Consider the following 26360-nt stretch of genomic DNA (forward strand, 5'->3'; position numbering starts at 1 on the left):
CCTCCTGTGCCGTGGCGTGCCAGGCGAAGTCTCCCATCCCCCGGATGGGCCGGTTCTGGGTGGGTACCGGGTGATCGGTTCCGTTGCGATGGAGACGCCCTGTCAGCTCTTGGTGATCCGGCGTCATGAAGGGCGTCGCGAGGGTGACGGGTGATCTGGGGCTCCTCGGTTCGACCGCGTCACGGAAATAGGGCACACTGGTGTTGTGAAATCCGAGCAGGAGGCCCCTACGGGTGCGGCGTCCACGGGCGTGACCGACGGTCGCACCCGTGATCGTGTCGTGCGCCTTCTGCTCGAGCGCGGCCCGTCGACGGCCGCCGATCTCTCGCAGGAGCTCGGCCTGTCACCCGCGGCCGTCCGCCGGCACCTGGACGCGATGACCTCGGACGGCACCATCACGACCGCCTCGGCCGTGGCCCGTGGCCCACGCGGGCGGGGTCGTCCGGCCAGGCGCTACGCGCTGACCGAGGCCGGGCACCGGGCTGGGCCGACGGCCTACTCCGATCTCGCGGCCAACGCGCTGAGCTTCCTCGCGAAGGCCTGCGGCCCGGACGCGGTGGCCGAGTTCGCCCGGGCTCGCGGGGTCGATCTGGAACGCCAGATCCGCGACGAGGTCGTCGCGGTCCCGCCGGCGGAACGCCCGGAGGCGATCGCCGCGGCCATGACCCAGGCCGGGTACACCGCCAGCGTCTCCGAGCTGCCGTCAGGCACCCAGATCTGTCAGCATCACTGCCCCGTCCAGCACGTGGCCGAGCAGTTCCCGGCCCTGTGCGAGGCCGAGACGGCGATGCTGTCGCGCCTGCTCGACACCCACGTGCAGCGGCTGGCGACGATCGCCCATGGCGACGGCGTCTGCACCACGCACATCCCGGTGATCCCCGTGGAGGCGATCACGGTGCTCCCCCCATCGTCAGCGGGGGGCGCCGCGGCCGCCGAGCCCGGTCCGGCGCCGGCCAGGTCAGCACAGGGTGCATCGCCCGACATGGCCCCGTCCGGGCAGACATCACAACCATCCAATATTTCGGAAGGTTCTCTATGACCACCTCTGCCGAGACCGCCCTTGAGGGCCTTGGCTCCTACCGGTTCGGCTGGGCAGACACGGACGCCTACGCCGTCGACGTGGAACGCGGCCTCTCCGAAGCAGTCGTGCGCAGCATCTCGGCAAAGAAGAGCGAGCAGTCCTGGATGACGGATCTGCGGCTCAAGGGGCTGAAGCTGTTCGAGCGCAAGCCCATGCCGACCTGGGGCGCGGACCTGTCCGGCATCGACTTCGACAACATCAAGTACTTCGTCCGCTCGACGGAGAAGCAGGCCGCCGACTGGGACGAGCTGCCCGAGGACATCCGCGCCACCTATGACCGGCTCGGCATCCCCGAGGCGGAGAAGCAGCGCCTGATCGCCGGTGTGGCGGCGCAGTACGAGTCCGAGGTCGTATACCACAAGATCCGTGAGGACCTCGAGGAGCAGGGTGTCATCTTCCTCGACACCGACTCGGGCCTGCGCGAGCACCCGGAGATCTTCCAGGAGTACTTCGGTTCGGTGATCCCGGTCGGCGACAACAAGTTCGCCGCGCTGAACACCGCCGTGTGGTCCGGTGGCTCCTTCATCTACGTGCCGCCGGGCGTGCAGGTGGAGATCCCGCTGCAGGCCTACTTCCGGATCAACACCGAGAACATGGGCCAGTTCGAGCGGACGCTGATCATCGTCGACGAGGGTGCGTACGTCCACTACGTCGAGGGCTGCACCGCGCCGGTCTACTCGTCCGACTCGCTGCACTCGGCGGTGGTCGAGATCGTCGTGAAGAAGAACGCGCGCTGCCGTTACACGACCATCCAGAACTGGTCGAACAACGTCTACAACCTGGTGACCAAGCGGGCCGCGTGCCACGAGGGCGCCACCATGGAGTGGATCGACGGCAACATCGGCTCCAAGGTGACGATGAAGTACCCGGCCGTGTGGATGCTCGGCGAGCAGGCCCACGGTGAGGTGCTCTCCGTCGCCTTCGCAGGTGAGGGCCAGCACCAGGACGCCGGCGCCAAGATGGTGCACGCCGCGCCGCGCACGTCGTCCACCATCGTGTCGAAGTCCGTCGCCCGCGGCGGCGGCCGGACCTCGTACCGTGGCCTGGTCCAGATCAACGAGGGCTCGCACTCCGCGAAGTCGACCGTGAAGTGCGACGCGCTTCTGGTCGACACGGTCAGCCGCTCCGACACCTACCCGTATGTCGACGTCCGTGAGGACGACGCCTCCATCGGGCACGAGGCCAGCGTCTCCAAGGTCGGCGAGGACCAGCTCTTCTACCTGATGAGCCGTGGTCTGTCCGAGGAGGAGGCCATGGCGATGGTGGTGCGTGGCTTCATCGAGCCGATCGCGCGCGAGCTGCCCATGGAGTACGCCCTCGAACTCAACCGGCTCATCGAGCTCCAGATGGAAGGCGCAGTCGGCTGATGGCCGTCATCGATGCCACGGGACGCCCTCCCGCGCAGGCTGGTGCGTCTCCGCGTCCGGTCCGGTCCCGTGACCCCGAGGACCACGCAGTACCCGGCGGCCGTGAGGAGGCGTGGCGGTTCACCCCGCTGCGCCGCCTGCGCGGCCTGCTGAACGGCCCGCCCGCCGACAGCACGATCGACGTGAAGGTCTCCGCGCCGGAAGGCGTGGAGATCGAGCGGCTGGCGCCGACCGACTCCCGGATCGGCCGCGTGCTCACCCCGGCCGACCGCCCGGCGGCGTTCGCCATGGCCCGGTCCGACGGCGGCCTGTCCGTCACCGTCCCGGCCGAGGCGGCGCTGACCGAGCCGGTCGTCATCCGGCTGGGTGGCAACGGCGGGGTCAGCTATGAGCACGTGCTCGTCGAGCTGGGCCCGTTCGCCACCGCGACCGTCGTGCTCGACCACGTCGGCAGCGCCACCTTCGCCGGCAACGTCGAGGTGTACATCGGCCACGGCGCCGCGCTGACGTTCGTCACCGTCCAGGACTGGGCCGACGACTCCGTCCACCTGGGGGCGCACGCCTACTCGGTGGGGCGCGACGCCCGCCTGCGCTCGTTCACCGTGACCCTCGGCGGCGACTTGGTGCGGCTCAACCCGACGGTGGAGTACCGCGGGCCCGGCGGTGACGCCGAGCTCTACGGTCTGTTCTTCACCGAGGCCGGCCAGCACCAGGAGCACCGCCTGTACGTCGACCACCAGGCGCGGAACTGCCGCAGCCGGGTCGCCTACAAGGGCGCGCTGCAGGGCGACGGGGCGCACGCGGTGTGGATCGGCGACGTGATGATCGGCGCCGACGCCGTCGGCACCGACACCTACGAGCTGAACCGCAACCTGGTGCTCACCGACGGCGCGCGCGCCGACTCGGTGCCCAACCTGGAGATCCTCACCGGCGAGGTCGTCGGCGCGGGTCACGCGAGTGCCACCGGCCGGTTCGACGACGAGTCGCTGTTCTACCTGATGTCGCGCGGCATCCCCGCCGACGAGGCGCGCCGGCTCGTGGTCCGGGGCTTCTTCGCCGAGATCGTGGACCGGATCGACATCCCGGAGCTGCGTGAGCGCATCATGGCGAGGGTCGAGGCGGAGCTGGCGGCGGTGGGCGTATGACCCCGTCGAACAGCACCACCGGTACCACCGCCAGCACCGCGGGCCCGACTGGCGCCGCTGATGCCGGCGGTTCTGGCTGGCGGCGCGTTTGCGCCGCCTCCGACCTGGCCGACGAGTCCGCGCTCGGCGTGGAGATCGACGGCCAGCCGGTGTGCGTCGTCCGGTCGGGCGGCCGGTTCTACGCCGTGCGGGACGAGTGCACGCACGCCGAGGTGATGCTCTCCGAGGGCGAGGTCGAGAACGGCCTCATCGAATGCTGGTTGCACGGCTCCCAGTTCGACCTGACCACGGGTGAGCCGACCAGCCTGCCGGCGATCGAACCGGTGCCCACCTACCCAGTGACCATCGACGGCGACGACGTCCTCGTCGACCTTCACACGAACCCGAAGCGAGGGTGACGACAGCGGTGTCTGTTCTCGAGATCCGCAACCTGCACGTGTCGGTCGAGACCGACACGGACGGCCCGCGCGAGATCCTGCGCGGCGTCGACCTCACCGTCCGCAAGGGCGAGACCCACGCGATCATGGGGCCGAACGGCTCCGGCAAGTCCACGCTCTCCTACTCGATCGCCGGCCACCCGAAGTACACCGTCACCGAGGGCACCGTCACCCTCGACGGCGAGGACGTCCTGTCGATGTCCGTCGACGCGCGGGCGCGGGCCGGGATCTTCCTGGCGATGCAGTACCCGGTCGAGGTGCCCGGCGTCTCGGTGTCGAACTTCCTGCGCTCGTCGGCGACTGCGGTGCGCGGCGAGGCGCCGAAGCTGCGGCTGTGGGTGAAGGAGGTCAAGGAGGCGATGGCCGGGCTGGAGATGGACCCGGCGTTCGCCGAGCGCAGCGTCAACGAGGGCTTCTCCGGCGGTGAGAAGAAGCGCCACGAGATCCTGCAGATGGCGCTGCTCGCGCCGAAGATCGCCATCCTCGACGAGACCGACTCCGGCCTGGACGTCGACGCGCTGCGCATCGTCTCCGGTGGCATCGAGGCGGTGCGGGCCAAGGGGGAGACGGGCATCCTGCTCATCACCCACTACACCCGCATCCTGCGGTACGTGAAGCCCGAGTTCGTGCACGTCATGGCGGGCGGGCGGATCGTCGACGCGGGTGGCCCGGAGCTCGCGGCCAAGCTGGAGGAGTCCGGCTACGACCGGTACGTCAAGGCCACGGACGTCATCGCGCAGCCGGCGGCGGTGTCATGACGATCATCGAGACCCGCCAGCCGGGTACCGTCGCGGCGAGCACCTCGGGCTTCGACGTCGAGCGGGTCCGTCGCGACTTCCCGATCCTGGCCCGCACCGTGCACGACGGGCTGCCGCTGGTCTACCTCGACAGCGCCGCGACGTCGCAGAAGCCGCTGGCCGTCCTCGACGCCGAGCGGGCCTACTACGAGCGGCACAACGCCAACGTCCACCGCGGCATCCACGTGCTCGCGGAGGAGGCCACCGCCCTCTACGAGCAGGCGCGGGACAAGATCGCCGCGTTCGTCGGCGCGACCGACCGCCGCGAGATCGTGTTCACGAAGAACTCGTCCGAGGCGCTGAACCTCGTCGCCTACGCGATGAGCAACGCGGTGTCGGGTGGGGCGGAGGCGGCACGGTTCCGCCTCGGCCCCGGCGACGAGGTCGTCATCACCGAGATGGAGCACCACTCCAACCTGGTGCCGTGGCAGATGCTGTGCGCGCGCACCGGCGCGACGCTGCGCTGGATCGGGCTGACCGAGGACGGCCGGCTCGACGTGGCCCACCTCGACGAGATCATCACCGAGCGGGCGAAGGTCGTCTCCTTCGTGCACCAGTCCAACATCCTGGGCACGGTGAACCCGGTCGAGAAGATCGTCGCCCGGGCCCGTGAGGTCGGTGCGCTCACCGTGCTCGACGGCTCGCAGTCGGTGCCGCACATGCCGATCGACGTCGTCGAGCTCGGGGTGGACTTCCTCGCCTTCACCGGGCACAAGATGTGCGGGCCCACCGGCATCGGTGTGCTGTGGGGCCGGCGCGAGCTGCTCGAGGTCATGCCCCCGTTCCTCGGCGGCGGCGAGATGATCGAGGTCGTCACCATGGAGGCCTCGACCTACGCGGCCCCGCCGCACCGCTTCGAGGCCGGCACGCCGATGATCTCCCAGGCGGTCGGGCTCGGCGCGGCGGTCGACTACCTGACCGGGCTGGGCATGGACGCCATCGCCGCGCACGAGCACGAGGTCACCGCCTACGCCATCGACGCGCTGTCGGCCGTGCCGGGCCTGCGGATCATCGGCCCGCCGACGGCGCAGGACCGCGGTGGGGCGATCTCGTTCGTCCTGCGTGACTCCGACGACCGCCCGCTGCACCCGCACGACGTCGGTCAGATCCTCGACGAGCAGGGCATCGCCGTGCGGGTCGGGCACCACTGCGCCCGGCCGGTCTGCCTGCGCTACGGCGTGCCCGCGACGACCCGGGCGTCCTTCCACCTCTACTCGACGACCGCCGAGGTCGACGCCCTGGTGGAAGGCCTGGACCAGGTCAGGAGGTTCTTCCTGAGGTGAAGCTCGACTCGATGTACCAGGAGATCATCCTGGACCACTACCGCAACCCGCACCACCGTGGACTGCGCGACCCGTTCGACGCCGAGGTGCACCACGTCAACCCGACCTGTGGGGACGAGGTGACCCTGCGGGTCCGCGTCGCCGACGGTGTCGTGGCGGACGTCTCCTATGAGAGCGAGGGCTGCTCGATCAGCCAGGCCTCGGCCAGCGTGATGGCCGACCTGGTGATCGGGAAGTCGGTGGCGGCGGCGCTGGAGCTCGAACGTGAGTTCCTGGCCCTGATGCAGTCGCGCGGCACCCAGGAAGGTGACGAGGACGTCCTGGAGGACGCGGTGGCGTTCTCGGGTGTGTCCAAGTACCCCGCCCGGGTGAAGTGCGCGCTGCTGTCCTGGATGGCCTGGAAGGATGCGACCGCGCAGGCCACCGGCGCCGTCCAGGCCGCCGTCCCCGAGCAGGAGAAGTAGCCATGAGTGATTCCGTCGCCACCGCCGAGGAGACCGCGGACGCGGTTTCCGCGGGCGCGGTGTCCGCCAGCGAGGCGCCCGTGAGCGAGGCGCCCGCGGCCGCAGAGTCGGCGCAGGCACCTGCGGCAGCGCAGGCCGCCGAGCGGGACCTGGTCGTGGAGAAGGCGTCGTTCGACGACGTCGAGGAGGCCATGCGCGACGTCGTCGACCCCGAGCTGGGGATCAACGTCGTCGATCTCGGCCTCGTCTACGGCATCGACATCGCCGACGACAACACCGTCACCCTTGATATGACGCTGACCTCGGCGGCCTGTCCGCTGACCGACGTCATCGAGGACCAGACCCGTTCGGCCCTGGTCGACGGGCCGGACAACCTGGTCAACGACGTCCGGATCAACTGGGTCTGGATGCCGCCGTGGGGCCCGGACAAGATCACGGACGACGGTCGCGAGCAGTTGCGGGCGCTCGGCTTCAACGTCTGATCTCCCTGCCGGTGTGATCCAGCCGTCCTCCCGTCGATGACAGGGGACGGCTGGATCGGTTAACTCTTTTGACGTGTAGCTACTGGCGGCCTCACGCCCTTGTAGGCTCCGGGATGACCGGAAATCGGCGTAACCAGAGCACCTGTCCGGTTGCCGAACGGCCGGTCCCTGCCGGGTCGGATCCATCCCGGATCCGGGCGTACGAGGGGAAGCCGGGCCGAAAAATGCGCAGCCCGCGGGTGCTGGGTCTTGTTTTGGCAGGTGGCGCGGGGCGGCGGCTGGCGCCGTTGACCGCTGACCGGGCGAAGCCGGCTGTGCCTTTCGGTGGCATCTACCGTCTGGTCGACTTTGTGCTGTCGAACCTGGTCAACGCCGGATATCTGCGCATCGCGGTGCTGACCCAGTACAAAAGCCACAGCCTGGACCGGCACATCACCACCACCTGGCGGATGAGCAACCTGCTCGGCAACTACGTGACCCCGGTGCCGGCGCAGCAGCGCCTCGGCCCGCAGTGGTACGCCGGCAGCGCCGACGCCATCCACCAGTCGCTCAACCTGGTCCACGACGAGGCACCCGACATCGTCGTCGTCTTCGGCGCCGATCACGTCTACCGGATGGACCCGCGCCAGATGGTCGCCCAGCACCTGGAGACCGGGGCCGGTGTCACCGTCGCGGGCCTGCGGGTTCCCCGCTCGGAGGGCAGCGAGTTCGGGGTGATCAGCACGGCGCCGGACGGGCTCACCGTCACCGAGTTCCTGGAGAAGCCGGCGAACCCGCCGGGGCTGCCGGGCAGCCCGGACGAGATCTTCGCCTCCATGGGCAACTACGTGTTCACCACCGACGTGCTGATCGACGTCCTGCGCGCCGACGCCGCGAACCCCGACAGCCTGCACGACATGGGTGGGAACATCGTCCCGATGCTGGTCGAGCGGGGCATGGCCGCGGTGTACGACTTCGCCTCCAACGAGGTGCCCGGGGCGCTCGCCCGCGATCGCGGCTACTGGCGCGACGTCGGCACGCTCGACTCCTACTACGAGGCGCACATGGATCTGTGCGCGCTCGACCCGGTGTTCAACCTGTACAACCGCGACTGGCCGATCTACACCAACGTCCCGCCCGTCCCGCCGGCGAAGTTCGTCCACGACGCGCCCGGGCGGGTGGGTGTCGCCATCGACAGCGTCGTCAGCAACGGTGTGATCGTGTCCGGTGGGACCGTGCGGCGCTCGGTGCTGTCACCCGGCGTCCGGGTGAACTCCTGGGCGTCGGTGGAGAACGCGGTCGTGATGGACAACACGGTCATCGGCCGGCGCGCCGTGGTCCGGGACGCGATCCTCGACAAGAACGTCGTCGTACCTCCGGGTGCGAGTGTCGGGGTCGACAAGAAGCACGATCTGGATCGTGGCTACCAGGTCAGTGCGGGTGGCGTGACCGTCGTCGGCAAGGGCGTCACGATCGCCGACTGACCGGCGTCCCGTCGTCCCGTCGTCCCGTCGAAACCTGTGATACCTGCCGAGCCTGCGGAGGATCGAGAAGCGGATGCGCGTCGCGCTGCTCACCCGGGAGTTCCCGCCGAACGTCTACGGCGGTGCCGGGGTACACGTCGAGTACCTCGCCCGCGAGCTGGCCCGGCTGGTGGAGCTGACCGTCCACTACGAGGGTGACCCGCTCCCGTCCGCTGCCGGGGGCGGCAGCGGCACGGCCGCGGTGCGGGCGCACCGGCCCTGGCCCGCCCTCGACGGGGCGAACGACGCGCTGCGGATCGCCTCGATGGACCTGTCGATGGCCGCGGCGGTCAACCGGGCCGGCGGTGCCGATGTCGTGCACTCCCACACCTGGTACACCAACCTCGCGGGGCACCTGATCTCGCTGGTCGAGGGCATCGGGCACGTGATGACCGCGCACTCGCTCGAACCACGCCGGCCTTGGAAGGCCGAACAGCTCGGCGGCGGGTACGCGCTGTCGTCCTGGTGCGAGCGGATCGCGATCGAGTCCGCGGCGGCCGTCGTGGCGGTCAGCGACGGCATGCGCACCGACATCCTCGACGCCTACCCCGCGGTCGATCCGGCGCGCGTCCACGTCATCCGCAACGGCATCGACACCGACGAGTACGCCCCCGACCCGCGCACCGACGTCCTCGAGCGGTACGGCGTGGACCCCGACCGCCCGTATGTCGTCTTCGTCGGCCGGATCACCCGGCAGAAGGGCCTGCCGGTCCTGCTGCGCGCCGCCGCGGCGATCGACCCTGCCGCCCAGCTGGTGCTCTGCGCCGGCGCCCCGGACACCGAGGACCTGCACCGCGAGGTCACCGAGCTGGTCGACGGCCTGCGCGCCAGCCGCGGCGGCGTGGTCTGGCTGTCGGGGATGCTCGCGAAGCCCGAGGTCATCCAGCTGCTCTCGCACGCCACCGTGTTCGTCTGCCCGTCGGTATACGAGCCGCTGGGCATCGTCAATCTGGAGGCGATGGCCTGCGCCACCGCGGTGGTCGCCTCCCGGGTCGGCGGCATCCCGGAGGTCGTCGCGGACGGTTCGACGGGTCTGCTCGTCCCGCCGGACGACCCCACGGCGCTGGCGGGGGCCGTCAACGAGGTGCTCGCGGACCCCGCCCGCGCCGCCGCGATGGGCCGGGCGGGCCGGGAGCGGGCCGTCGCCGAGTTCGGCTGGGCCGCGGTGGCCGAGCGGACCGCCCGCCTCTACGCCGAGGTCGCGGCCCGACCAGGCTGAGCCGCAGCCTGACCCGACCGGGACGACAGCGGGCCGCCACACCCGAGCATCGACTACCCAGCGTGACGTAAAGTCTGCTTACTGTGAGTGGTTCGCAGGCTGGCGAGTGGGGGGCCGGTGCGCTGGAACGGTGGCGACGCTGATCACCCGGATCACCCGGATCACCCGGATTCCGTGGATTCTGCGGATCATACGGACAGCCCCGGGAGCGGCACGTCCGGCGCCCGGCTGGCGCTGGACGGGGTCGGACGGCGCTACGGGGCCGGTGAGTCGGCGGTCACCGCGCTGGCCGGGGTGAGCCTGCGGGTGGAGGGCGCCGCCTTCATCGTCATCCTCGGTCCGTCGGGCTGTGGGAAGACGACACTGCTCAACCTCGTCGGCGCCCTCGACACCCCCACCTACGGCACGGTGACGCTGGACGGGGCCGACCTGGCCGGTGCCTCCCGCCGCCGCCGCCGCGAGGTCCGGCGCCGGACCGTGAGCTTCGTGTTCCAGTCGTTCAACCTGTTCCCGGCGCTGACCGCGGGGGAGAACGTCCGCTTCGGCGCCGACGCGGCCGGTCGCGGCCAGGCCCGGGAGACCACCGAGCGGCTGCTGGCCGAGGTGGGCCTGGGGCATCGAGCCGACCATTTTCCCCACCAGCTCTCCGGCGGTGAGCAGCAGCGGGTGGCCATCGCGCGCGCCCTGGCGACCGGCAACCCGATCCTGCTCGCCGACGAGCCCACCGGTGAGCTGGACTTCGGTACCGGTGTGCAGATCCTCGCCCTGCTGCGGGCACAGGCCGACGCGGGCCGCACGGTCCTGGTGGTCACGCACAACCGGGAGATCGCCCGGGTCGCCGACCGGGTGGTCGAGCTGTCCAGTGGCCACATCGTGGCTGACGGCCCGCCGCCCGACGGGTCCATCCCCGTGTCCGACCTGCGCTGGTAGGCGGGCCTGCCGTGGGGGTCGGATCGACGGGGGACCGGTCGGCGGCGGTCGGGTCGGTGGCGCTGTGGGTGCGCTGGTCGTGGCGGGACCTGCGCCAGCGCTGGCTGCTGGTGCTCGCGCTGGCCGTCACGATCGGTCTCGGCACCGGCCTGTACGCGGGGCTGTCCAGCTCCTCGCAGTGGCGGCGGCAGTCCTACGACGCCAGTTTCGCCCAGCTCCACGTCCACGACGTGCGCGCGCACCTGGACGCCGGGAGCACGGTCGAGCAGGGCCGGCTCGCCGGTCTCGTCCGCTCCCTGCCGAGCGCGCCGGATGTGGCCGGCGTCGTCGAGCGGCTGATCTTCCCGACGGAGGTCGAGGTCGCCGCCGGCGGGCAGGACGTCCTCGCGCGTGGCGAGGTCGTCGGGACCGACCTGACCGCGTCGCCGCCGGTCGACTCCGTCGGGGTCGAGGATGGCCACGGGCTCGGCGCGGCCGCGGGCGGCGCGTCCGCGTCCGCGGCCGCGGAGGGGCGACCCGTCGGCGTGCTGGATCGCACGTTCGGGCGGGCGAACCACCTGCCGGCGACCGGAACCGTCCGGATCAGCGGCGGCACCGAGGTCACCTATGTCGGGCAGGGCCAGTCGCCCGAGTACTTCGTCCTGCCGGGGGAGCAGCCGGGCCTGATCACCCAGACCGGGTTCGCCGCGCTGTTCACCTCGCTCCCGACCGCGCAGCGGCTGGCCGGCCTGCCGGGTCGGGTCAACGACGTGGTGCTCACCGTCCGCCCGGGCACCGACGTCGACGCCGTGCGGGCGCAACTGTCCGCAGCGCTGGCCGCGAGCTTCCCGGACGTCAGCGCCACAGTCACGAACCGGGACGAACTGGCGTCCTACCAGCTCCTCTACGACGCGATCGACAGCGACCAGCGCCTGTGGGACGTGCTGGCCGTCCTCGTGCTGGCCGGTGCGGTCTTCGCCGCGTTCAACCTGATCGGCCGGGCGGTCGACGCCCAACGCCGGGAGATCGGCATCGCCATGGCGCTCGGCGTGCGTCCCGGCCTGCTCGCGCTGCGGCCGCTGCTGCTCGGCGTGCAGGTGGCGGTGCTCGGTGTCGTCGCCGGCCTCGGCGTCGGCCTCCTGGTCGCCGCCGCCATGGGCTCGCTGATGCGTGACATCGGCCCGCTGCCCGACTGGCACACCGACTTCCAGCCCTCCATCTTCGCCCGCGCCGCGGTCATCGGGCTGCTGCTTCCCCTGCTCGCCGCCGTCGGGCCGGTCCTGCGGGTGGTGCGCTCCGAGCCGGTCGACGCGATCCGGGTCAGCGCGGTCGCCGGCCGCTCCAGCGCGCTGGTGCGGGCCGCGCGGCGGCTGCCGTCCCCCGGCGGGAGCATTCGGCGGATGCCGGTGCGCAACCTGGCCCGTACCCCGCGCCGGACGCTGCTGACCGCCCTGGGCATCGCGGCGGCCATCACCGCCCTGGTCGTGTTCACCGGTCAGCTCGACACGTTCAACCGGACGACCGACAGCGCCGAGGCGGAGCTGACCACCGGCGCCGCGGACCGGCTGCGGGTGACGCTGCCCGCGGTGGAACCGGTGGACGGGCCGACCGTCGCCGCCGTCCGCCGCCTGCCCGCGGTCGCGGAGGTCGACACCGGCCTGGCCCTGCCGGGGCAGCTCCTGCCCGCCGGCGCGGGTGCGGGTACGGGTACGGGTACGGGCGCTGGTGCCGGCGTGAACGTGCTCACCTACATCTTCGCCTACGACGACGCGATGTGGACCCCTCGAGTGACCCACGGCAGGCCCACCGGCGGACTGCTCATCGCCCAGAAGGCCGCCGAGGACCTGGGTGTCGAGCCCGGGGACACGCTGACCCTGCGCCATCCGGCCCGGGCCGACGGCGGGCTGCGGACCGTCGACACGCCGCTGCGGGTGGCCGGCATCCACGCGTTCCCGGTGCGTTCGGTGGTGTTCCTCGACAGCGGGTCCGCCGGTGCGTTCAACCTCACCGGTGCGACGAACTCGCTGATGGTCCGACCCGCGCCCGGCTACGACGAGAAGGCGGCGACCCGGGCGGTCCTCGCCGTCCCGGGCGTGGGCGCCGTCGTGCCGGCCACGGCGAGTACCGAGGAGATCCGCTCGCTGTTGCGCAACTTCGTCGGCATCCTGCGGATCGCCGAGCTCGTCGTGCTCCTGCTCGCCCTGCTCATCGCCTACAACGCGATGACGATCGCGATGGAGGAGCGCCGCCGCGAGCACGCGACCATGCTGGCGTTCGGCCTGCCGGAGCGCACCGTGCTCGGCCTGACCGTGGCCGAGAGCGCGCTGGTCGGCCTGCTCGGGACGCTGCTGGGCCTGCTCGCCGGCTACTGGGCGCTTCGGTACACGGTCGAGGTGCTGGTCGCCGAGACCCTGCCCGACCTCGGGATCCCGGCGACCCTGTCCGCGCGCACGGTGGCCACCAGCCTGCTGCTCGGGGTGCTGACGGTGGCGGCGGCCCCCTGCTGGCCGCGCGGCGCGTGCGCCGGATGGACGTCCCGGCCGCGCTGCGCGTCGTCGACTAGACCGCGGCCGCGGGCCGCCGTCCAGACTGGCTTTGCCATCTGACAAGAGCTGAGGATTCTGGCGTGCTGACGACCAGAATCCTCAGCTCTTCGGGCCAACGTCAGCCCTGGACCCGTGGGCGAACCCCCTGGGCGGTTTTCACCCGGTCGGGCCGCAGGACCAGCTCCACGCCGATCAGCTCGATCCGGGCGGCACCGTCGTCGTCGACGACCGCGACATCGCAGAAGGTGACGCTGTCGCCGTTCATCCCCGCCGCCAGCACGACCGCGCGGGCCGGCCGGGTCAGCAGGCCGGGCTGGTGGATGCGGCACTCCCGGACGGCCACCGGCAGGGCGCCGCCGAGCACCCGCCACGCCCAGACACCCGCGAGCTGCATCCCGCCGTCCAGGGCCGCGACGTCGAGATACCAGTCGGCGCCGCCGCCCCAGTCCAGCGCGTCGACCCCGACGACGACGGCCTCGGCGCCCTGTTCGGACATGGCCGTCATCTGGGTGATGGCCCGGAAACGGGGGCCGTGGAAGAGGGCGTCCTCGGCGTAGATGCGGGTCTGGTCGTGATCCCCGCCGCCGGGGATCAGCCCGTCCGGAGTCGGCCAGGAACCGTCGGTGGAGCCGGCCGCCCCGGACGGCCCGCGTCCGCGGTCGGGCTGGTGGGTCAGCCGCGCGGAGTACCGGGGCGCGCCGTCATCGCCGTACAGCCGCAGGACCAGCTCCGGCGGGCCGGGCGTGCCCGCCCGGTCGGGTGCGCCGGCCGCTTCGGTCGTGTCGGCGCGGACCAGCAGGTGGTGGCCCTGGTCGGCCAGGTGGGGGAGCGAGGCCTTGCGCAGCACCCGCAGATCCCGCAGGAGCAGGCCGGACTCGACGTCGCGGGTGCTGGCCCGTGCCCCCCGCGCCAGCCAGTCGAGCGCCAGCGCCAGCGGCGCCACCGCCGTGCCGGCCGGGCTGTGGTCCGACAGCCAGGAATGGGTCTGCCGGCGCACGGTGACCTGCCCCAGCAGCCCGGCCCTCGCCCAGCCGTCACCGTCGGCCGTGTCGCCGGACCGGTCGAGGCCCTCCAGATGATCAACGGTGGTGGCGTTCGGGCCCGACGCGGCGATCATGATCCGGGGATCCGGCCGGTGCCGGGCGATCTCGTCGGCGAAGGCGGCGGCGCCCCGGGCGACCGGGATGGCCGCGACACCGGCCTGGGCGAAGACGCCGGCGAGCAGCGGGTCGACCATGCCCCCGGCCCACGGCCCCCAGGCGATCGACCGGACCACCCGATCGCCGTGATCGCCGTGATCGCCGTGATCGCCGTGATCGCCGTGATCGCCGTGATCGCCGTGATCGCCGTGATCGCCGCGATCGCCCGCCCGGCCGTCGCCGGGGCGCGCGGCATCCCCGCCCGCCGCGAGCACCGAGGCCACCTGATCCACAGTGGCGTTGGCCATCGCGTAGTCGCACTGGCCGGCGTTCCCGAACCAGCCGGTCACCGAGGAGAACAGGCAGATCAGGTCGAGTGGGTCGTCCCGCAGCTGGGTGAGCATGGTCAGCAGGCCACCGGCCTTGGTGGCGAGAACCCGGTGGAACGCCTCGTCCGACTTGTCGGCGATGAGCTTGTCCGCGAGTGTTCCGGCGCCGTGGACGAACGCGGTCACCGGCCCCCACTCCCGCCGGATCTCGCCGAGCGCCGCCGAGACCGCGTCGGCGTCGCGCACGTCGGCGACCAGGTAGCGGGCGGGGACACCGAGCTCCGTGAGCGCGGCGAGGGTGGCACGCACCTCGCGGACGGCGAGCACCTCGCGCGCCTCGGCGCGGATCCGCGCCGGTCCCACCTCCGGACCGCGCTGGGACGCCAACAGCTTGATCAGCCCGGCCTCGTCCGTCGCCGCCGCCAGGCCCGCCGGCTCGTCCGTCAGCCTGGTGCGACCCAGCAGCGCCAGCCGCGGGCGGTAGCGCCGCGCCAGTTCCAGCATGGCGGCGGCGGTGATCCCGCGAGCCCCGCCGGTGGCGACCACCACCGAGTCGGGGCCGAGGCGCAGCCCCGCCCGCGGGCTCTCCCCGGTCCGGTCTGCCCCGGACGTCGCGAGCGGGGCCGGCACCGTGCGCGCGGCGACGCGGATGCCGTCGGCCGACAGCCCGACATCCCGTTCGGCGCCGCCCGAGAGCAGCTCCCGCGCGATGGCGGCGGCCACCTGGCCGGCGTCCCGCCCACCCCGCTCACAGTCGATGGCCTTCACCGACGCCTCCGGCCACTCGGTGCCCGCGGCGCGGGCCAACGCGGCCAGACCGCCGAGCCAGGCCCGGTCGCCGTGGCGGCCGGACAGCCCGAAGTCGCCACCGGTGTCCTGGACGGTCACGAGGACGCCGGCGCGGGCCGCGGCGGTGGCGGCAGCCGCGCGCACCCAGCGGAAGGACGCCTCCTGAACCGCCAGCGCCGCCACCGCTGCCGGCTGTGCCGGGTTGGTGGAATCGAGCTCGGCCAGCGCGCCGAGCAGGATCAGGCCGCCGGTCTCGGCGGGCAACGCCCCGTCCGGGGGCAGCTCACTGCCCCGGGGCAACGTGCCGTCCGGCTTCGGCTGGTCGCCGCCCCGGACCGTCGCGTCGAGGCCGGCTGCCCGCAGCCGTTGCGCCAGCGGCTCGGCCACCCCGCTGCCGCCGTCGACGATCACCAGGGGTCCCAGGCCCAGTCCCGGCAGCGCCAGCCCGGGGGCCGGTGCCCGGACGAGCGCCTCGACCGTGGCGGTCAGGCCGGCCGCGTCGTCGGATCCGCCGCCTTGAAAGGGGGCCTCACCCCCGGCGGCGGGTGCGGCCGGGTCGTCGGGGGCCGGCTGCCGCCCGTTCGACTGCCCCACCTGGGCGTTCTGGCCGCCGGCCGCCTCGTTCGTCGTCGGGCCGGTTCCGGCCGCGGCTCCGGCTTCGCCCCCCGCTCCACCCCCGGCAGCCTCGTCGATGTGCCGGCGGATCAGCTCCACCACGTCGCGCAGTGTCCGGGCCGCGCCCAGCTCGGCGATGTTGTCGCCCTCGCTCATGTCGAGCACCGCGTCGCCCGCGTGCTGGCGCAGCGCGGACAGGATTTCGATCTTCTTCAGTGAGTCGATGCCGAGGTCGTTCTCCATCTCCATGTCCAGCGAGAGCACCGAGACCGGATAGCCGGTCCGCTCGGCCACGGTGTCGATCAGCAGCCGCGCGATCTCCTCGGGGTCCGGTGCCGCCGTGGGCGGCGCGGGCTCGCTGGTTTCCGGTGGCCGCACCGCCGCACCCGGTGCCGCGCTCGTCGGGGTGGCGGGCGGCGCGCCGATGGGCGCGGGGCTGGGTGCTTCCTGGGCAGGGGCGGCCGGCCCCGGGGCTACCTGGGCAGGGGCCGCGACGGGTGTCGAGGCGGGGACGGAGGCGGAGGGCGCCGGTGGGTCGGACGGAGCCTCGGTGTACAGGACGTCCCCGGCAACCGCTTCGTCCTGCCCGGCGAGCAACCAGGTGAAGGCCGTGCCCGACATGCGCAGGAACTCCAGGTGCGCCTCGGTCATGAGCTGCGCAAAGGCGGTGTGCGCCTCGGTGGTCCGCCGGTGCACCTCGGCGAGTGCGGCCGGCCAGGCCGATCCCGACATGTCGACGGTCCCGGGCATCGGCGTCGCCCGGGGCACCGCCATGGGCTCAGACGTCGAAACGGGCTCCGGCAGTGGTCTCGCGTCCGGCGGTGCCATGGCCTCCGGCGGTGCCATCGGCTCCGGAGACGCCATACTCTCGGGCGGTGCCGCGCTCGCGGGCGGTGCCATCGTCTCGGGCAGTGCCATCGTTTCGGGCGGTGCCATCGTCTCCGGAGACGCCGTGGTCTGCCGCGGTGCCATGGCCTGCGGCGATGGCGTCGGCTCCGCCGGGGCGGGGACGGCTGCGGCGGCGTGACCGGTGCCGGCGAGGACAGGCCGCGCGTCGGACGGTGCCCGTTGCCGGTCCCGGCCGGTGGCACCGTGACGGAGCTGGCGGAGGCCTGGGCCTCGCGTGGCCCGGTCTGCATGCCCAGATGCCCGTAGTTCGCTCCGTCGATCTCCATCGTCATCACCGGCCTCCGGGTCGGCGTCGCGGGTCGCGGTGCGTCCGTGACCGGACGCAGGTCGAGGGGCACGCCGTGCACCGCCAGCAGGCCCAGCGCGGACTGGAGCGAGGCGTCACCGTCCTGCCCGGGGCGGTCCAGGCTGACGGCCACATGCTCACGGCCATCGAGGATCTGCCCGACCAGCCCGGTCAGCGTGGAACCGGGGCCGACCTCGACGAACACCCGCGCCCCGGACGCGTACAGGGCCTCGATCTCGTCGAGGAACAGCACGGGTGAGGTGAGCTGCTCGGCGATCCGGTCGCGGATCAGCTCCGGGTCGCCGGGGTGCGGCCTTCCGTCGAGCCCGGCGTGCACCGGGATCCGCGGCGGGTGCATCGGCACGTCGTCGAGGAATCGTCGCAGCGGGTCGCGGGCCGCGCGGACCAGCGGGCAGTGGAAGGCCGTGGCCGTGTCCAGCCAACGGGTGGTGACACCGTCGGCGGCGAGCCGTTCGCGCATGGCCTCCAGGCACTCGCCGGAGCCGGAGAGGACGACCTGGCGGGGGGCGTTGTGGTTCGTCAGCCACACCTCGGAGAGCCCGGCCCCGTCGATCACGGAGATCACCTCGTCGCGCGTGGCCGACACGGCGAGCATCCGGCCCGGTGTCGTCGCGATGGTCCGGCGCATCAGCTCACCGCGGAAGTGGGCGAGCCGGATGAGCTGGTCCGCGTCGAAGACCCCGGCCGCGTGCAGGGCGGTGAGCTCACCGAAGCTGTGCCCGGCCACCGCGGCCGGCCCGACGCCGTAGGACGCCAGCACCGCGAGCAGGGCCAGGGAGTGGGCGGCGATGGCGGGCTGCGCGGCCGCGGTCAGCGCGTCCCGGTGCGCCGCGCGGTCGGCGGCGGTGAACGCCGGTGGCGGGAAGACGATCCGCCGCAGCGTGTCCGATCCGTTCGCCGATCCGTTCGCCGCGCTGCCGCCGGCCGCGCTGCCGTTCACGGGGTCGCCGTTCGCCGGTTCGCCGATCTTCAGGTCGCCGAACCGGTCCCAGACCGCCTTCGCGGCCGGGTAACGCACGGCCACGTCCACGCCCATCCCGCTGAACTGGCTGCCCTGGCCGGGGAAGAGGAAGACCGGCCGCGCGGATGGTGGAGCGCCTGCGGCGTAGTGCACGCCCCGCGGGTTGGTGAAGGACTGCCCTGGCCGCTGGGCGATCAGGTTCGCCGCCTGGTCGAGCGCCTCGGTGAGGCACTCGGCGGTGTTCGCGACCACCGCGAGCCGGGCGGGGTGGCGAGGGTCGAAGTCCGCGGCACGCTCGCGGGCGACCTCGGCCGGCGGGCGCGCCTCGACCGCGCGGACGGCCCGCAGGAGGTCTTCCGGGGTGTCGGCGGAGAACAGGATCAGCTCGCTGCCGGGACCGGGCCAGGAGCGGTGCGTGGACGTCGACACCGTGGAACGAGACGACTCGGTGGAACGGGACGACTCGGTGGAACGGGACGACTCGGTGGAACGGGACGACTCGGTGGAACGGGACGACTCGGTGGAACGGGGCGACCCGGGCGCGCCGCCATCCGGCCGGTCGACCGGATCCGGGGCCTCCTCGACCGCGATGTGGAAGTTGATGCCCCCGAAGCCGAAGCTCGAGACCGAGCCACGGCGCGGATAGGCGGCTGTGCGCAGCCACGGCCGGCTGACGGTGTTCAGGTAGAACGGCCCGGACTCGAGATCAAGGTCGGCGTTCGGCTCGCCGACCTTGATGGTCGGGGGGAGAACCCGGTGGTGCAGGGCGAGCACGACCTTGAGCAGGCCGGCCGCTCCGGCCGCCGATTTCGTGTGCCCGATCTGCGACTTCACCGACCCCAGCGCGCACCAGCGCCGATCGGGACGCCCGCTCGCCCCGAACACCTCGGACAGCGCGTTCACCTCGATCCGATCTCCGACCGGTGTGCCCGTGCCGTGTGCCTCGACCAGCTCGACCGTGTCCGGCCCGTACCCGGCGTCGGCGTAGGCGGCCCGCACGGCGCGGACCTGGCCGCCGATCGCCGGCGCGTAGATCGCCTGGCCCTGGCCGTCGGAGGAGGAGCCGATGCCCCGGATGACCGCGTAGATCCGGTCACCGTCACTTTGCGCGTCGGCGAGCCGCTTGAGCGCGACCATGCCGACGCCTTCGCCGAGCAGCGTCCCGTCCGCCGCGGCGGAGAACGGCCGGCAGTCCTCGGACGGGGACAGCGCCGGCGTCTTGGAGAAGCTGACGAAGGTGGTCGGGTTGTTCAGCGCGTCCACCCCACCGGCGATGATCATGTCGGCCCGGCCCAGGACCAGCTCGTTCACGCCGGCGGAGACCGCCGCCAGCGAACTCGCGCAGGCCGCGTCGACGGTGTAGTTCACCGCGTGCAGGTCAAGCTTGTTCGCGACCCGGCCGGCGACGATGTTGCCCAGTCCGCCCGGCAGGGTGGCCTCCTGCCACTGCGGATAGTCCCGGACCATGCGCTGGCAGATCCGCTCCGCCTCCTCGGGCGGGTAGCCCAGCTCGCGCAGGGTCCGCAGCCATGTGGGCCGGCCCAGCCGGGTGGAGACCTCGGTCAGCAGCTCCAGGTTCCCGCTGCCGAGAATGATCCCGATGCCGCCGCGGTCGGCGGATTCGTACCGGTCGCCCAGGGCGTCGCGAAGGGTCTGGTCGGCCACCAGCAGCGCGAAGAGCTGGGCCGTGTCCGTCGCGGGGATGATGTTGGGCGGTATGCCGAACCGGGTCGGGTCGAAGGCCACGGTGGGCAGGAAGGACCCGCGACGGACGTAGGTCTTGTCCGGGGTGGTCGGGTCCGGGTCGTAGTAGTCGTCAACCAGCCAGTGGGAGGGCGGAACCGTCGTGATCAGGTCCTCGCCGCGGATGATCGAGGTCCAGAAGCCCGCGGCGTCGGTCGATCCCGGCATGATGGCCCCGACGCCGACCACCGCGATCGGGGGCTGTGGGGCGCGTTCGGCGTCCGACATCTGGTCATCCTCCTTGTCCGCCGGCCTGTCGCCGTCTGTTCCGTTCCCACCGTCTGGTCGCGAACGTCGGCCTATCGCGGTTCGAGGGGGCGCGGGGCGAACCGCGCGACCGGCATCGGGAGCCCACAGGCACGCAGCTGCTGGAAACGGGTGTGCACGGCGGCGCCCTCGAGCAGGTTGAGCGCGATCTGGACGACGGACCGGTTGGCCGGATCGGCCAGGTGGCTGCCGCGGACCCAGTCGTTGAAGGCGCCCATCGCCGGCCCGCACCAGATCTGGTAGTCGGCGCGCCGGTCGGTGTCGCCGGCGAGCGCCCACCGACCGGAGCTGCCCAGGTACCACCGGAACACCAGGGCCATCCGGTGTTTCGGATCGTGCGAGGCGCGGTCGAGCTGGCCGGGATCGCGTTGCTGCCAGTAGTCGCGGGTGCGTGCCCACACGTCGTCGAACGTGGCGCCGAAGACATCCCGCTCCAGCCTGGCCCGGGCCGGGCCGTCGATCGCCTCCAGCGACGGGTACTGGCGATAGGCGTCGTAGAGCGCACCGGCCCTGGCCGCGTACATCGTGCCGCGGCGCAGCACCTGGACCTTCGCGCCGAGCTCGAACATGTCCGCCGCCGGGGCCATCGCCACGTCGGCGATGCCGGCCGACGCCAGCATCGCCTGCGCCGGCCCGGACTGCCCGGACTCGGCGCTCACCTGGTTCACCGACCCGGTGAGCACGTAGGCCGCTCCGAGCGCGAATGCCGCCGCGACCGCCTGGGGCGTGCCGAGCCCGCCGGCCGCGCCCACCCGGATCGGCTCGCGGTAGCCGAAACGCGCCACGACCTGGTCCCGGGTGGCCTGCACCGCGGGCAGCAGCACGCCCAGCGGGCGCCCGTCGGTATGCCCGCCGCTGTCGGCCTCGACGGTGATGTCCTGCGCGATCGGGATCCCGGCGGCCAGCTCCGCCTCCTCGGCGGTGATCTCGCCGCGGGCGGCCAGCGTTCGCAGCACCGACGCGGGTGCGGGCGACATGAACTGCTCGGCCACCTCCGGCCGGGAGATCTTGGCGAAGATCCTGCGGGCGCGAACCACCCTCCCGTCCGGGGCCCGCCGCAGCCCGTCCACCGCGCAGCGGACCACGGCCGGCGTGATCGTCATGAACGCCGACGCGCAGATGCGGGGAACCGGGTGCCGCAGCAGGATCGCCGCGGTGGCCTCCTCCAGCGCCGGGATGCCGGGCGAGTGCAGCAGGTTCACGCCCCAGTTCGACCGGCCGGCCAGATCCCGGGCCAGGGTGCGGACGGCGTCCTCGATCCGGTCGGGAGCCAGCCCGCCCGAGCCGAAGAACCCCAGCATCTGTGCCCGGGCCATCGCCGTGACCAGGCCGGTGGTGGCGATTCCGGTGGCCATCTCGCCGGCGATGTAGGGGAAACGCACCTGGTGCGCCTCGGTGAACGAGCGGTCACCCAGCCATTCCGGGTACAGCGGCGGCAGCGTCGCGACGACCGTGGGCCCGGATCCGCGGCCGGGGCCGACCCGGCCGCCGACTCCGAGTCCGAGTCCGGTTCCCCGGCCGGGCACCGACAGCAGGTGCGCGGGCTCGCGTACCAGGCGTGCGGCCGCCGCCAGCTCCGGCCCGGTGAACGCGGCCGGCTGGGTTCCCGGCTGCCAGGTCGGCGGGCCGTACGAGGGCCGGCCGACCGGTGCCGCGCCGCGGATGCCGGGCCGTGCCACGCCGCGGGTCCCGAGTCGCGGCGCGCCGCGGGTCCCGACCGGGGCCGTGCCACGTGCGCCGACTCGTGCCACGCCGATCGTCGGTCGCCCGGTCGTCGGCCGTCCCGTCGTCGGTCGCCCGGTCGTCGGTCGCCCGGTCGTCGGTCGGTCGGTCATCGGGCGCCCTCCGGGGCGAGGGCGGCGCGCAGGCGCTCGGACAGCGCCTGGTCGAGGTCCTGGTCCCCCAGGGCGTCGCGAGTCTTCGGGGCGGTCGCGGCGCCGATCGCGGACAGCAGGTAGTCCCGGTCGACCCGGGTGTCGGACGTCCGTTCACCCAGCGTGGTCCGCGCCCGGGTGTCGTCGAAGACATGGCGGTGTTCCAGGTACCTGGGGAACCCCGGGATCCGGTAGATCAGCTCCTCGAGCGCGGTCGGATCCCGCGGATAGTCGGCGACCAGCTGCATCCGCAGCGCGAGCTGGCTCTCCAGCAGCTCGCACAGGGTCGAGACCGGCAGGTTCTCGCCGTGCACGATGTGAAACGTGCTCACCCCGCGCGGGCGGACCCGCTGTGCGATCCGGGCCATGTCCCGCGCGGCGTCCTCGACCGGCATCATGTTCCAGCTGGCACGCGGATTGCCCACGATGCGGATGGTCTGCACACGGCCCGGCCCCTGCGGGCCGGTTCCGAGCCCCCGGTCGACGGCCAGTGCGGCGACCGTCACGATCGCCCGGGTGACGGCCGTCAGCGTCTGCTCAGGCAGGTCGGGGCGCGGCGGCTGGTCCGTGACGAGGATGCTCGGCCGGTACACGACGGCCGGGCGATCGGCTTCGGCCGACCATTCGTGGACGAGCACCTCGGCGTCGTACTTCGTGTGCTCGTAGTCGGTCTCGAAGCCGTCCGCGGGCAGGGCCAGGTCGTCCTCGTAGATGACGGGATCGGATCTGCGGCCCACCACGAACGCGGTGCTCACATGGTGGACGACCGGCCGGCGCGCGCCGGCGGCCGCCAGCTCCAGGACGTGCCGGGTGCCGTCGACGTTCACCCGCCGCAGATCCGCGAGCTCGCCGCTGAGGCTGGTGGACGCGGCGGAGTGCCACAGGACGTCGATCTGGCCGGCCAGCTCCCCGAAGGCGGTCTCGGTCAGCCCCAGCCGCGGCCGTGCGACGTCGACGTCGACGACCCGGACCCGGCGCAGCAGCTCCTCGGTCCGGCGCGGTCCGGCGCCGGTGGCCGTCAGGAAACAGGAGAGCCGGTCGATCGCCGCCGTGGATCCCGTGTGGGCGAGCAGGATCAGCGGCTCGTCATGATCGCGATCGAGCAGCGCCCGGACGAGACGGAGGCCGAGGAACCCGGTCGGGCCCGTTACCGCGGTTGCCATTGCGCATCACGTCCCCTGACCAGCCGGGATACGGACGTGTCTCCCGGTGATCCGTGCGGGCGCGCAGCGGTATCCGTGCGCGGCCGAGGAAACGGGGCAGCTCCCCCCGACCCGGGATCAGAAGCCGGGAACACTCTTGCCGAGGGGAGATACCCAACTGGCGGGTGTGTAACAATATGGTCTCTCTCGGTGACCACATGTTCGCGGACGTCCGCCCGGCCGGGTCCGGAGCGGGCCGACGGGCCGGGCGGTTGGCCGCGGCGCTCAGCTCTGCCAGGCGGTCTCCGTGACCGGGGAGCGCCCGATGAGCGGGCGCCACCAGGACTCGTTGTCGCGGTACCAGCCGATCGTCGCCTTCATCCCGTCCGCGAAACTGATCCGGGGCTCCCACCCGAGCGCGGTGCGCAGCTTGCTGGAGTCGAGCAGATAGCGGCGGTCGTGGGAGGGGCGGTCGGGCACGATGGTCTTCAGTGACGCCGGCAGGCCCAGCTCACCGAGGATCATGTCCGCGATGGTCTCGATGTCGGCCTCGATGCCGCTGCCGACGTGGTACGTCTCGCCGACCGTGCCGCGTTCGAGCACCGCCTCGATGGCCCGGCAGTGGTCGATCACGTGCAGCCACTCGCGCCGGTTCTTCGTCGAGGCGTAGAGCGGCAGCGACTCGCCCTGCAGCGCCCGGGTCACGAACAGCGGGATGACCTTCTCCGGGAACTGGAAGGGCCCGTAGTTGTTCGAGCAGTTCGTGATCGTGATCGGCAGCCCGTAGGTGTACCCGTAGGCGCGTACGGCATGGTCCGACCCCGCCTTGGCGGCGTTGTAGGGCGTCCGCGGCAGGTAGGGCGAGTCCTCGGTGAACGCGCCCGGGTCGTCGAGATCCATGTCGCCGTAGACCTCGCAGGTGGAGATCTGGTGGAAGCGCGCGACACCGACCGTGCGCGCCGCCTCCAGCAGCGCCTGCGTGCCCATCACGTTGGTCGAGAAGAAGTCCCCGGGACGGATGATCGCGAGGCTGTTGTGCGACTCGGCGGCGAAGTTCACGACGACGTCGACCCGGTGCTCACGCAGCAGGGACTCGATCCGGTCGCGGTCGCGGATGTCGCCGTGGACGAAGGTGATCCCCGCCTCGATGTCCGCGAGGTTCTCCCGGCAGCCGGCGTAGGTCAGCGCGTCGAGCGCGACCACGCGGTCGCCCGGGTGCGTGCCCAGCCAGTACCGGACGAAGTTGGACCCGATGAATCCGGCAGCTCCGGTCACCAGCAGAGTCGTCATCCGTTCGCCTTTCGCCGCGTCATTCGGTGCATCGTCGCATCGGTCGCAGGTACATACTCGCCTACGCCCGGCGCCGGCCGGCGGTGAGGCCCACCCGGCGTCGCCCGACGGCCGACGGGTGCTCGGCGGCCGGCACGCGGCCGGCACGCAGCCCGAGGTCAGCTGACGGGCAGCCGGCACGCAGTCCGCGGTCAGCTGACGGGCAGCCGGCGGGCAGTCGGCGGACCAGCACCGAAGCGCCGTGTGCTGAAGATCGTCTGACCAGCGACGATGCCGTCATGCGGCGGTAACACGGAACCCCTACGCTGCAGCCCGTGGCCGACCTGTTCGAGGGGTATGCGGCGGAGGTCGTTGCGGCGGCTGCGTGGGACGAGGTCTTCGACCCGACCCACCGCCCCCGGGATGTGTACTCCGCCCTGCACGACGCGCTCCAGCCGCTGAGCAGCGCCGACCTTGCTGCCCGCAAGGTGGCGTTGGACCGGGCCTTCCGGGACGCCGGCATCACCTTCAACCTCTTCGGGGAGGAACGCCCGTTCCCCCTGGACCTGGTACCCCGGCTGCTCTCCGGGGACGAGTGGGAGGTCATCGAACGCGGTGTCGTGCAGCGGGTGCGCGCCCTGGAGGCGTTCCTCGCGGACGTCTACGGGCCCGCCGAGGTGCTCGCGGACGGCATCGTGCCCCGCCGGCTCGTGCTGTCGAGCTCGCACTTCCACCGCGCGGCGCACGGCGTCGACCCGCCGAACGGTGTCCGTGCCCACGTCAGCGGTATCGACCTCGTCCGCGACGAGAACGGGGACTTCCGGGTCCTGGAGGACAACGTCCGCGTCCCGTCCGGAGTGAGCTACGTCATCGAGAACCGGCGGGCGATGACCCGGGTCTTCCCGGAGCTGTTCGCGACGCACCGGGTGCGTCCGGTGGCCGACTACGCCACGCATCTGCTGCACGCCCTGCGTGCGGCGGCTCCGCCCGAGGTCGCCGACCCGACCGTCGTCGTGCTCACCCCCGGGGTCTACAACGCGGCCTACTTCGAGCACGCGCTGCTGGCCCGGCAGATGGGTGTCGAGCTGGTCGAGGGCCGGGACCTGTCGGTGCGCAACAACCGGGTCACGATGCGCACCACCGAGGGTGAGCAGCCCGTGCACGTGATCTACCGGCGGGTCGACGACGACTGGCTCGACCCGCTGCACTTCCGCCCGGAGTCGATGGTCGGGTGCGCCGGCCTGCTGAACGTGGCCAGGGCCGGCAACGTGACGATCGCCAACGCGGTCGGCAACGGCGTCGCCGACGACAAGCTGATGTACACCTATGTCCCGGACCTCATCCGCTACTACCTGGGTGAGGAGCCGGTCCTGCGCAACATCGACACCTTCCGGCTCGAGGAGCCCGACCAGCGGGCGCACGTACTGGACAACCTCGACGCGCTGGTGGTCAAGCCGGTGGACGGCTCCGGCGGCAAGGGAATCGTCATCGGGCCGCAGGCGACCGAGGCGGAGCTCGCCGAGCTGCGGGCCCGGGTGCTGGGCGACCCGCGCGGCTGGATCGCCCAGCCGGTCGTGAAGCTCTCCACCTCGCCGACGCTCGCCGGCGACCGGCTCGGCCCCCGGCACGTCGACCTGCGCCCGTTCGCCGTCAACGACGGGAACCGGATCTGGGTGCTGCCCGGCGGCCTGACCCGGGTCGCGCTGCCCCGCGGCAGCCTGGTCGTGAACTCCAGCCAGGGCGGGGGCTCCAAGGACACCTGGGTGCTCGCCCCGGAACGGCTC

18 protein-coding genes are annotated in these 26360 nt (G+C 72.5%); 13 read left to right on the forward strand and 5 right to left on the reverse strand.

From position 1 onward, the window contains the following. Positions 1–205: 205 nt before the first annotated feature. The 12 genes from FREUN1FDRAFT_RS22095 (at position 206) to FREUN1FDRAFT_RS22150 (ending at position 13292) form a co-directional block, all read left to right on the forward strand. Positions 206–1039, forward strand: a complete 834-nt coding sequence (locus tag FREUN1FDRAFT_RS22095) for a metalloregulator ArsR/SmtB family transcription factor (RefSeq protein ID WP_006542419.1) — start codon at positions 206–208, stop codon at positions 1037–1039. Then, positions 1036–2448: a Fe-S cluster assembly protein SufB gene (sufB, locus tag FREUN1FDRAFT_RS22100; RefSeq protein ID WP_006542420.1), complete on the forward strand. Its 1413-nt coding sequence runs from the start codon at positions 1036–1038 to the stop codon at positions 2446–2448. The genes FREUN1FDRAFT_RS22095 and sufB overlap by 4 nt, the downstream gene beginning before the upstream one ends. Then, positions 2448–3593, forward strand: a complete 1146-nt coding sequence (sufD, locus tag FREUN1FDRAFT_RS22105) for a Fe-S cluster assembly protein SufD (protein WP_006542421.1) — start codon at positions 2448–2450, stop codon at positions 3591–3593. The genes sufB and sufD overlap by 1 nt, the downstream gene beginning before the upstream one ends. Beyond that, on the forward strand, positions 3590–3991 hold the full coding sequence (locus tag FREUN1FDRAFT_RS22110) for a non-heme iron oxygenase ferredoxin subunit (protein ID WP_006542422.1): 402 nt from the start codon (positions 3590–3592) through the stop codon (positions 3989–3991). The genes sufD and FREUN1FDRAFT_RS22110 overlap by 4 nt, the downstream gene beginning before the upstream one ends. 8 nt (positions 3992–3999) lie before the next feature. After that, on the forward strand, positions 4000–4788 hold the full coding sequence (gene sufC, locus FREUN1FDRAFT_RS22115) for a Fe-S cluster assembly ATPase SufC (protein ID WP_035952975.1): 789 nt from the start codon (positions 4000–4002) through the stop codon (positions 4786–4788). Next, positions 4785–6110 carry a cysteine desulfurase gene (locus FREUN1FDRAFT_RS22120; RefSeq protein WP_006542424.1) on the forward strand — a complete coding sequence of 442 codons (1326 nt, stop codon included), beginning with the start codon at positions 4785–4787 and terminating at the stop codon, positions 6108–6110. The genes sufC and FREUN1FDRAFT_RS22120 overlap by 4 nt, the downstream gene beginning before the upstream one ends. Further along, positions 6107–6574, forward strand: a complete 468-nt coding sequence (gene sufU, locus FREUN1FDRAFT_RS22125; RefSeq protein ID WP_006542425.1) for a Fe-S cluster assembly sulfur transfer protein SufU — start codon at positions 6107–6109, stop codon at positions 6572–6574. The genes FREUN1FDRAFT_RS22120 and sufU overlap by 4 nt, the downstream gene beginning before the upstream one ends. A gap of 2 nt (positions 6575–6576) precedes the next feature. Continuing rightward, positions 6577–7056, forward strand: a complete 480-nt coding sequence (locus tag FREUN1FDRAFT_RS22130; RefSeq protein WP_006542426.1) for a metal-sulfur cluster assembly factor — start codon at positions 6577–6579, stop codon at positions 7054–7056. A 224-nt stretch (positions 7057–7280) separates the two neighbouring features. Further along, the gene (glgC, locus tag FREUN1FDRAFT_RS22135) at positions 7281–8519 is read left to right on the forward strand and encodes a glucose-1-phosphate adenylyltransferase (protein WP_035952963.1); all 1239 of its coding nucleotides are present in this window, start codon (positions 7281–7283) and stop codon (positions 8517–8519) included. A 73-nt stretch (positions 8520–8592) separates the two neighbouring features. Then, complete coding sequence (glgA, locus tag FREUN1FDRAFT_RS22140; protein WP_006542428.1) at positions 8593–9777, forward strand: glycogen synthase; 1185 nt, start codon at positions 8593–8595, stop codon at positions 9775–9777. 174 nt (positions 9778–9951) lie between these two features. Next, entirely contained in the window at positions 9952–10707 is a 756-nt protein-coding gene (locus FREUN1FDRAFT_RS22145) for an ABC transporter ATP-binding protein (protein ID WP_050795975.1), read from the forward strand. A gap of 11 nt (positions 10708–10718) precedes the next feature. Beyond that, a complete protein-coding gene (locus FREUN1FDRAFT_RS22150; protein WP_006542430.1) occupies positions 10719–13292 on the forward strand; it encodes an ABC transporter permease in 2574 nt (857 codons plus the stop codon). A gap of 58 nt (positions 13293–13350) precedes the next feature. On the opposite strand, the gene FREUN1FDRAFT_RS44105 is transcribed toward FREUN1FDRAFT_RS22150, so the two are convergent. The 5 genes from FREUN1FDRAFT_RS44105 to rfbB form a co-directional block, all read right to left on the reverse strand. After that, positions 13351–16854 carry an SDR family NAD(P)-dependent oxidoreductase gene (locus tag FREUN1FDRAFT_RS44105; protein WP_157475159.1) on the reverse strand — a complete coding sequence of 1168 codons (3504 nt, stop codon included), beginning with the start codon at positions 16852–16854 and terminating at the stop codon, positions 13351–13353. Then, a complete protein-coding gene (locus tag FREUN1FDRAFT_RS44110) occupies positions 16752–20252 on the reverse strand; it encodes a type I polyketide synthase (protein ID WP_006542432.1) in 3501 nt (1166 codons plus the stop codon). The genes FREUN1FDRAFT_RS44105 and FREUN1FDRAFT_RS44110 overlap by 103 nt, the downstream gene beginning before the upstream one ends. A gap of 71 nt (positions 20253–20323) precedes the next feature. Beyond that, positions 20324–22126, reverse strand: coding sequence for a PfaD family polyunsaturated fatty acid/polyketide biosynthesis protein (locus FREUN1FDRAFT_RS22160; RefSeq protein WP_006542433.1), 1803 nt, complete (start codon positions 22124–22126; stop codon positions 20324–20326). Then, positions 22123–23328, reverse strand: coding sequence for an SDR family oxidoreductase (locus FREUN1FDRAFT_RS22165; protein WP_006542434.1), 1206 nt, complete (start codon positions 23326–23328; stop codon positions 22123–22125). Before FREUN1FDRAFT_RS22165 ends, FREUN1FDRAFT_RS22160 begins: the two co-directional genes overlap by 4 nt. A gap of 264 nt (positions 23329–23592) precedes the next feature. Next, entirely contained in the window at positions 23593–24597 is a 1005-nt protein-coding gene (rfbB, locus tag FREUN1FDRAFT_RS22170) for a dTDP-glucose 4,6-dehydratase (RefSeq protein ID WP_006542435.1), read from the reverse strand. 314 nt (positions 24598–24911) lie between these two features. Between rfbB and FREUN1FDRAFT_RS22175 the strand changes: the two genes are divergently transcribed. Beyond that, on the forward strand, positions 24912–26360 hold a 1449-nt coding region (locus FREUN1FDRAFT_RS22175), incomplete at its 3' end, for a circularly permuted type 2 ATP-grasp protein (RefSeq protein ID WP_006542436.1).

The sequence above is a fragment of the Parafrankia sp. EUN1f genome (assembly GCF_000177675.1).
In the GTDB taxonomy this organism is placed as follows: Bacteria; Actinomycetota; Actinomycetes; order Frankiales; family Frankiaceae; genus Parafrankia.